This is a genomic window from Mesorhizobium sp. M7D.F.Ca.US.004.03.1.1 (genome assembly GCF_003998635.1).
GTDB classification, from domain to species: domain Bacteria; phylum Pseudomonadota; class Alphaproteobacteria; order Rhizobiales; family Rhizobiaceae; genus Mesorhizobium; species Mesorhizobium loti.
On record NZ_RZQG01000157.1, the window covers coordinates 1 to 9,300 of the forward strand.

A 9,300-nucleotide genomic window follows, 5' to 3' on the forward strand; every position below is an offset into this window, starting at 1 on the left:
GGGTACGCTTGCCGATTTCGAGGATTTGATGCGGCTGGTGCAGCATTTCGACGTGCTGCATATGCTGGGACCCTGCATCGAGCCGCAGGATGTCGACAATCGCTTCCGCCACTATGCCGTCAACCGCGCGCAGCTGACGCTGTCGGATAAGTTTCCCTTCGTCTTCGCGCGCGGCACGCCGCAGGTCGAAGACGGCTTCGAGATGCTGCGGCTGGCGCGCGGCTTGTCGCAGGACGAGTTTCTGGCGGGCGCGCATTGCTACACCGTCATCAACACCAACTCGCCACGCCAGCTCGACATTCCGATGGCGCAAGGCATCATCGATTTCGCCCGTGCGGGCCAGGTCTCCGTCATCACGCCGTTCTGCCTGGCGGGCGCCATGGCACCGATCACCGTCGCCGGCGCGCTGACGCTGCAGCATGCCGAAGCGCTGGCCGGGCTGACACTGGCGCAGATCGTGCGGCCGGGTGCGCCGGTCGTCTACGGCTCGTTCTCCTCCAATGTCGACATGAAATCCGGGGCGCCGGCCTTCGGCACGCCGGAGCACGTCAAGGCGACGCTGGGCGCTGGCCAGCTGGCGCGCTTCACCGGACTGCCGTGGCGGTCCGGCGGCGGCAGTGCGGCCAACATCTCCGATGCGCAGGCCGCACACGAGACGCAGTTCGCGCTGTGGGGCTCGGTGCTGGCCGGGGCGACGATGTGCATTCATGCCGCCGGCTGGCTGGAGGGCGGCCTCAGCGTCTCCTTCGAGAAACTCATCACCGACATCGAGGCGCTGCAGACGGTGGCCGAGCTCTGCGCCACGACGCCCGGCGACACCGATACGATCGGTTTCGAAGCGATCGCCGAGGTGCAGCCGGGCGGCCACTTCTTCTCGGCCGGCCACACCATGGCGCGCTACCGCACCGCTTTCTACGAGCCGCTGGTGGCCGACTGGTCGAATTTCGGCAACTGGACGCAAAGCGGGTCGAAGACGGCGAGCGAGCGCGCCACCGGCGTCTGGAGGCGCGCGCTGGCCGATTTCGTGCCGCCGGCTTCCGCCGTCGCCACATCAGGCGTTCTCGACGAATTCATCGCCCGGCGCACCGCAGAGGGCGGAGCCGCACCGGTGTCGTGAGGCACTGGCCGTCGAGGCAGACGCCTGACCTTGCCGCAACTTTCGCGGTGTGATCGGTGCCGGGGGTAATTGGCAATCGGCGCATGCCGTGCAGAAATGCGCGGTATGCGTGAAGCCTTGATTGCAGTGATGATCTTCCTGTGCCTGGCGGCGGCGCCGCTGGCCAGCATGGCGATCTGGCCTAGGCTGCCGGCCAGGCATCGCGATGACGATACCAACACAGTGGTGCGGCTGGCCGCCAATCTGTTCGGGGTCATGACCTCGCTGGTGCTTGGCCTGATGATCAACTCAGCCAAGAACACCTTCGAATCGATCGACCACAATGTGCACGCCTATGCGACGGAGCTGATCCTGCTCGACAGGATCTTGCGCCAGTATGGCCCTGAAGCCGACGCGGTGCGCCAACCGCTCGCCGCCTATGTGCAGAGGGTGGTGGCCAGCTCGTCGCAAACCAGCGAAACCACTGTTGTCGCCAACCAGCTGTCCGAACGTCTGCTGACGGAGGTCGGCACCCGGCTGAGCGCGCTGACGTCGGCCGACGCGGGGCGCGGCTCCCTGTTGCAGGATGCCCGCCAGCGTCTGCAGAAGGTGCTGGAATTGCGCTGGGTGCTGATCGAGCAGTCAGAGGGCGCGATCCCCTGGCCGCTGATCGCCATGCTGGTTGCTTGGCTGGCGCTGATCTTCGCCAGTTTCGGCTTCAGGGCACCCCGCAACGCGATAACGGTTTCGACCTTCGGGGTTTCGGCCGTGCTGATCGCCGGGGCGCTTTACCTGATCCTCGACATGGACGTGCCGTTCTCCGGCCCGATCCAGATTTCGCCGGCGCCGCTGGAGAGGGCGCTGGCGGAATTGCAGCGATAACGCGGAACCCGTGTCACTCCCGGGCATTCATGGGAATGGCCAACGGAGGACGACATGGGATTCGACCAGTATCACGAACCGCCTGAAGAGCTGACGCAGAAGGTACGGACCTTTGCCCGCATGATCACCTCGCTGATCGAGGAGGCGGAAGCGATCGGCTGGTACGAACAGCGCATGTCGGTGGAGAAGGACCCGCAGGCCCGCGCCATCATGAAGAATGCGCAAGGCGAGGAGTTCAAGCATTTCGGCATGGATCTCGAATTCCTGCTGCGCCAGAAGAAGGACTGGCGGGCGGAACTGAAGGAAATCCTGTTCACCACGGGTGATATCGTCAAGGCCGGCGAACGGGGCGAGAAGAAGGTGGACTAAGGTGTGTCGGTATTCAGGTGATGCCGGCCTGCAAACGAAGGTTTTCTGCGCTTCCGGTGCTCACGTACGAAAAGTACGCTCCGCTCCGGTTCTCGAAAACCATCGTTTTCGACTCGGCCTGACCTGAATCTCAACACACCTTGAGGCCTGGCCGGGCAAATTTCACGGCCGATCCGCCACCATCAATCGCTGTCGCGTGCGACCAGCTCCAGCGGCCAGACTTCACGGATGATCCGCGGACCTTCTGGGCCGGCGAAGGCCGGGATCGAGGCCAGCAGCATTTCGGCGAGCCGCTGTCCCATCGGCTCCAGCGCCGGGCGGAAGGCGGTCAGCGCCGGCGAGAAATAGCGGCAAAGCGGCGTGTCGACGATGACGGTCACCGCCATGTCATGACCCGGCCTGATGCCCATCTCGGCCAGCGCCTTGCAGCCGCCAAGCGCCATCGCGTCATTGTTGAAGATGATGGCGGTCGGCGGGGCCTTGGATCGCATGACCTGCGGCGTCACCTCGTAGCCGCCCGCCTCGTTGATGAAGCCTGACGCGATCAGTTCGGGGGCGACCTCGATGCCGTGCCGCCGCAAGGCCTTGCGGTAGCCGGCTAGGAACAGATAACCGAAGTTGAGGTCGAGCGATGGGCGGACGGCGGCGATGCGGCGGTGGCCGCGCGCCACAAGGCGGTCGACCGCGTCGGCCCCGGCCTTCTCGAAATCAAGGTCGAGGGAAGGGTAGGACTTGGCCCCGGAACGACTGCGGCCAAGCGTGGCGAACGGAAAGCCGGTCTGGGTGAGATAGTCGATGCGGTCGTCCTCGCGCCGCGTCCAGGCCAGCAGCACCGCATCGGCGCGGCGCGTTTCGACGACACGACGCAGGCGCTCCTGCTGATAGTCGCCCGGCGCGCCCATCACCACGATCAGGTCGAGCCCGCTTTCGGCGAGCTTGGCCTGCAGCCCGATTAGGAACGGAATGAAGAATGGCTCGCCATATTGCTGGTCGCCCGGATGCGGCTGCAGCATGAAGGCGATCGAATGGGTGGCGCCCTGCCGCAGGCTGCGGCCGGACTGGTTCGGCGAATAGTTGAGTGTCCTGGCCGCCTCGAGCACGCGCTTTCGTGTGTCGGCATTGACGTCGGCGCGACCGTTCAGCGCCCGCGACACGGTGCCGATCGAAATGTTCAGGTGACGGGCAAGGTCGTGAATGCTGGATGCCAAGTGACTGTCCTCCCCCTTGCTTGGCTAGCACCGGCGGCCGCTCAGGCCAAGGTGACAAGACGATTTTCGCAAGCGGCCAATTGACATTCTACGCCTTCGGGTGTGTTCTCGTAAACGTTTACGGAAAAACGTTTACGGTCCTGCCGTGAATGCCGTGACGATCGGTCTGGAGGGACCGAGCGGAGGAGGAGCGCTGGATGATCAATGTCGTCCTGGTCGGCTGCGGAGCGATGAGCAAAGCCTGGCTCGATGCCATCAGGCAAATCGACGGGCTCGCCATTGTCGGCCTTGTCGACCTCGACGCCGACAGGGCGCGGGCGAGGGCGCGCGAATACGACCTCACCAATGCCGTCATCGGCAGCAATCTCGACGCCGTGCTCGACCAGACCCAACCGCAAGCGGTGTTCGATGTGGTGGTTCCCGCCGCCCGGCGAGAAGTCGCGCTTTCCGCCTTTGCCCATCATTGCCATCTCTTGACGGAAAAACCGCTCGCCGACAGTCCGGAGAATGCGCGCGCCATCGTCGAGGCTGCTCGCCGCGCCGGACGCATTCATGCCGTCGTCCAGAACCGCCGCTACGTCGCCAATGTCAGGCGCATCAGGCGCTTTCTCTCTTCCGGCGCCATTGGTGCGCCGACCAGCATCCATGCCGACTTCTTCGTCGCGCCGCATTTCGGCGGTTTTCGCGAGGAGATGGCGCATGTCCTGCTGCTCGACATGGCGATTCACACCTTCGACGCCGCCCGCTACATGGTCGCCGGCGAGCCGTCCGGCGTCTATTGCCAGGAATGGGAGCCGGCCAATTCCTGGTACCGGCAGGGATCGTCGGCCAGCGCCGTCTTCGACCTCGGCGGCGGCAGGGTTTTTACCTATGCCGGCTCCTGGTGCGCCGACGGCTTCCGCACCAGCTGGGAAGGTAGCTGGCGCATCGTCGCCGAGCGCGGCAGCCTGACCTGGGACGGCAACGATGCGTTGAAGGCAGAAGTGGTCGTGCCGGGCCGCGACGGGATTTTCGACAAAACGCAGACGATCGAGGTGCCGCCGCTCGACGCGTCCGACCGCATCGGCGGCCATCTCGGCATCATCAGGGATTTCATCCACGCCATCGAGACCGGCACCGAGCCGGAAACGCGTGGGAGCGACAACATCAAGAGCCTGGCCATGGTCTTTGGCGCGATCGAAAGCGCCGAAACCGGACGCCGCGTGGCGATCGCAGAGGACGCACAATGATGCCAAACCCGCTTCTCGACATCCGCATCGGCACCATGGTGCGGGCCAATCTCGACGACCCGGCGGCCTATATCAAACAGATCCTGCCGCTTGGCTTCGAGAGCATCCAGCCCTTCTTCTGGCAGACGCTGGGCGGCAAGGATTTGCCACGGCTGGCCGGTGATATCCGCGAGGCGATCGGCAATGCGGATGTCAGCATTTCGTCGATCGGCGTGTTCGGCAATCCGCTGGAAGACGGCGAGGTCGATCGCGGCGTGCTCAAGGCCTGGGAAACGGTGATCGACAATGCGCATCTGTTCGGCGCTTCGATGGTCAGCGGCTTCACCGGCCGCCTGCGCGGCAAGAAGCTGACCGACAGCCTGCCGCGCTTCAAGGAAGTCTGGGGGCCGTTGGCGAGGCGTGCCGCCGACAAGGGCGTGCGGATCGCCTTCGAGAACTGCGCGATGGACGGCAACTGGGCCAGCGGCGACTGGAACATCGCCCACAATCCCGACGCCTGGGAGCTGATGTTCAACGAAGTGCCCGACGACAATCTCGGGCTGGAATGGGAGCCCTGCCACCAGCTCGTCTATCTGATTGATCCGATGCCGCAGATCCGCAAATGGGCGCCGCGCATCTTCCACGTCCACGGCAAGGACGCGACAGTGCGCTGGGACGTCATCCGCGAACATGGCGTGTTCGGCAGTTTGCCCTTCGTGCAGATGCGCACGCCCGGCTTCGGCGACAGCGACTGGACGCGGGTGATCAGCGAATTGCGGCTGGCCGGGTACAAGGGCGCCATCGACATCGAAGGCTGGCACGACCCGGTCTATCGCGGCGATCTCGAAATCACCGGGCAGGTGCGCGCGCTGGAGTATCTGAAGCAATGCCGGGGAGGTGCCAGCTACCTGCCGAACCCGGTGTGAGGGTCGGCCGGCGGGAGGAGCCGGCCGTCAAGTGGTACTGCCGAAGTAATCGTCAGAAAGCCCCTCGGCTGACGAGGGAAACAATGGGAGGAACGTGCATGAGCATCGCGATCAGAACGACACTTCTGCGCTCGACCGTCGTGGCCGCCGCCACGGCGCTTGCCGCTGCAATCTCCACCTTGCCCGCACAGGCGCTCGACGCCCAGTGGTGCAAGGACGTCCACATCCGCTTCTTCGTCGGCGGCGCCGAGGGCGACGCCTTCGGCACCATCGTCTATAATGGCGCCAAGCAGGCGGCGGCCGATCTCGGGCCGAAGGTCGACTACATCTTCTCGGGCTGGGACATCGAAAAGATGGTGCAGCAATTGCGCGAGGCGGTCGCGGTCAAGCCTAACGGCATCGCCATGATGGGTCATCCGGGCGACGCGTCGATCATGCCGCTGGCCGAACAGGCGCATAAGGACGGCATCAAGATGATGTACCAGAACGTGCCGGTGCCAACAGTAACGGCGGCGTTCGGCGGCGGCTATGTCGGCGCCCAGCAGGAGCCGCAGGGCCGCGCACTCGGGGCCGAGGCGTTCAAGCTGGCCAAGCTGAAGTCCGGCGACAAGGCGATCATGATCGGCCCGTTCGACAATGAGAGCAGGGGTGCGCGTGAGCGCGGGACAGTGGCCGCACTGAAGGAGGCCGGCATCGATGTCGTTCAAATCAACTCCGCAACCGAGTGGGCAGCCGATCCGAACCTCGCGATTCCGGTGATCACCGCAGCACTGCTCAACAATCCCGACGTCAAGGCGGTCGGCTATCCCGGTGGGCAGATGCTCGGCAACGTCCCGACCTACATGCAGGCGGCAGGGCGGAAGCCCGGCGATATCTTCAATTTCGGCTTCGACACCAGCCCGCAGATCGTCGAGGGTTTCAAGGGCGGCTGGGTGCAGCTGACGGCCGACCAGCAGCCGTTCCTGCAGGGCTATCTGCCGATCCTCAGCCTCTGCCAGCAAGTGGTGCTGGGGCTGGCGCCGATGAATGTCGACACCGGCGCCGGTTTCGTCACGCCTGAGAATTACGAGATCGTCGCAGAGCTTGCCAAGCAGGCGCTGCGCTGACCTCCTAAGCCGTCGGCCGGGATCAGGCCCCGGCCGGCGGGACCGCTGGCGACAATCAAGCGAGGATCCGATGGCCGAACGCCTTATCGAACTGCGCGACATCAGCAAATCCTATGGCCAGGTTTATGCACTGGGCGGGGTCAATCTCAGCGTCGACCGCGGCGAGGTGGTCGGCCTGATCGGCGACAATGGCGCTGGCAAGTCGACCCTGATCAAGATCCTGTCGGGCGTGGTCAAGCCGACCAGCGGCGAGATCCTCGTGCGCGGCAAGGCGGTGACCGGGTGGAGCGCGGCGCGCTCGCGCGAGGCCGGCATCGAGACGGTGTTCCAGGACCGGGCGCTGGCCGTGCAGCAGACGATCGTGCGCAACATCTTCATGGGCCGCGAGCTCACCGGCTTTCTCGGCTGGATTAAGGTCAACAAGGAGATCGAGGAGGCGAGCCGGCTGATGCGCGAGATCGGCTTCACCTCGAAAGTGTTCACGCCGCAGTCGATCGTCGGCCAGCTGTCGGGCGGCGAACGCCAGGGTGTGGCGATCGCCCGCGCCATCTACAAGCAGGCGGAGCTGATCGTCCTCGACGAGCCGACGACGGCGCTGTCGCTGACCGAAACCGCCAAAGTCTTCCACTTCGTGCGCCAGGTGCGGGCGAGCGGCCGCTCGATCCTGTTCATCGGCCACAACATCCATCATGTCTTCGATATCGCCGACCGCTTCGTGGTCCTGGACCGTGGCAAGGTCGCGCTGACGACCGACCGCAGCCAGGTCAAAACGGCGGAAGAACTCATCAATTTCATGGAAGAGGTCGCGCATCCGGGCGGATTGGCCGGACTGCACGATGCAGGCGACGCGGAGCAGAGAGCACGATGAGCAAGACCATGGAGCCCGATCTGCACGAGCCGTCCGCCGGCATCCCCCGCCCCAGTTCCCAGAAGGAGTGGAAGCACCCATCCGATCACTGGATGCGCGGTTTCATCCTCGACAACCGCGCTTCGCTCGGCACGCTCGGCGTGTTCATCGTCATGATGGCGGTGTTCATGATCGCCAACCCGACCGTCTTCACCACCTGGTATCTCTACCGCTCGGTGCTGACGACGCTGCCGGTGGCGCTGTTCGTGGTGGTGCCGCTGGTCTTCGTCGTCACCTGCGGCGAGATCGACCTGTCGTTTCCGGCAACGATGGGTTTTGCTTCCTGGGTCTTCGCGCTGGTGGTGCAGGCTGGCTACGATCCGTTCCTCGGCATCGTCGCGGCGCTGATCACCGGCATGCTGCTCGGCTTCCTGGTAGGCTCGCTGGTGGTCTATGGCGGGCTGTCGTCGCTGATCGCCACGCTCGGCATGAATTTCCTGCTGCGCGGCCTGATCCAGATCATCAACGAAGGCAAGTCGATGGCGCTGACCGGCCTCAGCGACAGCTGGGCCTACACGATCTTTTCCAGCCAGCTCCTGGGCATTCCGGTGCAGATCTTCTGGGCCATCGCCTTTGTCGTGCTGTCGGCGATGCTCTACAACCGCCACCGCTTCGGCGCGCAGGTGAGGGTGGTGGGCGACAATCCAGACAGCGCCCAGCAGATGGGCATCGACGTCAAGCGCGTGCGGGTGAAAGTGTTCGTCTTCGTCGGCATCGGGGCGGCGATCGCCGGCACCTTCTCGGTGATGATCAACTTCACCTGGTGGCCGACGGCCGGCGACGGCTATCTGCTGCCGGTGCTGGCCTCGGTGTTCGTTGGCGGCACGCCGACCTGGGGCGGCATCGGCACCGTCGTCGGCGGCGCCATCGGCGCCGTCACCGTGTCGTTCATTCAGACCGGCGTCGTGGCGGCGGGCCTGAGCGGCTTCTACGTCCAGTTCTTCAACGGCCTGATCATCATCCTGTCGCTGCTCGGCCATAAGTGGAACCAGGCAAGGTATCGGTGAGGGGGCTGTTTCGTTGGCGGACCGCATGCCTTGACGCAAACGTCCATCGCTTCGCCATCCACGGGTCTCCGCGACGTCGCTTCGCTCCTGCTCCGCCCGTGGATGACGAAGGCGGGGAGGCTTCCGCCAGAGACGCATACACAAGGCGGTTCGCTTGTAGGACTACGAGGCAAGTGGGCTTCACACCGCCGCGACGAACCCGTCCAGCACGCGTTTCTGGCCGGCCTTGTCGAAGTCGATGGTCAGCTTGTTGCCTTCGATGGCTGATATGTTGCCGTTGCCGAATTTCTGGTGGAAGACGCGGTCGCCGACGTTGAAGGCTGACGGCTTGTCGGCGACGGATTTGGCAACCAGTTCGCCGTCGATGGTGCGGCCCTTGACCGAGGTGCGGCCGGCGCCGTAGCCGCTGTCCGTCTCGCCATAGCCGATGCGCTCGACCTGATGGCCGGAGCGCGAGCCCCAGTTGCGGTCGGTGGCCTCGGTGCGGTTGGCCTGCGCGCGCTGCCAGCTCGGCGTCGCATAGGTGTTGGAGAAGGCGCCGTAGGGATTCTGCCGTCCTGCGCCCTGGCCGCCGCGGCCGGCGGCAAAGGA

General features: G+C 64.9%; 9 protein-coding genes and 1 pseudogene. 8 read left to right on the forward strand and 2 right to left on the reverse strand.

The genetic code is table 11. From position 1 onward, the window contains the following. The 3 genes from EN935_RS11975 to EN935_RS11985 all read left to right on the forward strand — a co-directional run. On the forward strand, window positions 1–1,117 hold a 1,117-nt coding region (locus EN935_RS11975), incomplete at its 5' end, for a trimethylamine methyltransferase family protein (RefSeq protein ID WP_127373333.1). A 105-nt stretch (window positions 1,118–1,222) separates the two neighbouring features. After that, window positions 1,223–1,978, forward strand: coding sequence for a DUF4239 domain-containing protein (locus EN935_RS11980; protein WP_164757773.1), 756 nt, complete (start codon window positions 1,223–1,225; stop codon window positions 1,976–1,978). A gap of 54 nt (window positions 1,979–2,032) precedes the next feature. Next, window positions 2,033–2,347 (forward strand): hypothetical protein, encoded by a 315-nt coding sequence (locus EN935_RS11985; protein WP_109668196.1) that lies wholly within the window; start codon window positions 2,033–2,035, stop codon window positions 2,345–2,347. A gap of 182 nt (window positions 2,348–2,529) precedes the next feature. Here the strand turns inward: EN935_RS11985 and EN935_RS11990 are convergent, their stop codons facing one another. After that, window positions 2,530–3,555 carry a LacI family DNA-binding transcriptional regulator gene (locus EN935_RS11990; protein ID WP_127266212.1) on the reverse strand — a complete coding sequence of 342 codons (1,026 nt, stop codon included), beginning with the start codon at window positions 3,553–3,555 and terminating at the stop codon, window positions 2,530–2,532. A gap of 197 nt (window positions 3,556–3,752) precedes the next feature. On the opposite strand from EN935_RS11990, the gene EN935_RS11995 reads away from it, so the two are divergent. The 5 genes from EN935_RS11995 (at window position 3,753) to EN935_RS12015 (ending at window position 8,709) form a co-directional block, all read left to right on the forward strand. After that, window positions 3,753–4,784, forward strand: coding sequence for a Gfo/Idh/MocA family oxidoreductase (locus tag EN935_RS11995; RefSeq protein ID WP_127373334.1), 1,032 nt, complete (start codon window positions 3,753–3,755; stop codon window positions 4,782–4,784). Then, window positions 4,781–5,689 (forward strand): sugar phosphate isomerase/epimerase, encoded by a 909-nt coding sequence (locus EN935_RS12000; RefSeq protein WP_127265720.1) that lies wholly within the window; start codon window positions 4,781–4,783, stop codon window positions 5,687–5,689. Before EN935_RS11995 ends, EN935_RS12000 begins: the two co-directional genes overlap by 4 nt. Window positions 5,690–5,787: 98 nt before the next feature. After that, window positions 5,788–6,795, forward strand: coding sequence for a substrate-binding domain-containing protein (locus EN935_RS12005; RefSeq protein WP_126069531.1), 1,008 nt, complete (start codon window positions 5,788–5,790; stop codon window positions 6,793–6,795). A 70-nt stretch (window positions 6,796–6,865) separates the two neighbouring features. Next, window positions 6,866–7,663: an ATP-binding cassette domain-containing protein gene (locus tag EN935_RS12010; protein ID WP_109668185.1), complete on the forward strand. Its 798-nt coding sequence runs from the start codon at window positions 6,866–6,868 to the stop codon at window positions 7,661–7,663. Further along, window positions 7,660–8,709, forward strand: coding sequence for an ABC transporter permease (locus tag EN935_RS12015; protein ID WP_109668182.1), 1,050 nt, complete (start codon window positions 7,660–7,662; stop codon window positions 8,707–8,709). The genes EN935_RS12010 and EN935_RS12015 overlap by 4 nt, the downstream gene beginning before the upstream one ends. A 180-nt stretch (window positions 8,710–8,889) precedes the next feature. Here EN935_RS12015 and EN935_RS12020 read toward each other — a convergent pair. Then, window positions 8,890–9,300: pseudogene (locus EN935_RS12020) on the reverse strand (ATP-dependent DNA helicase); the annotation flags it as partial.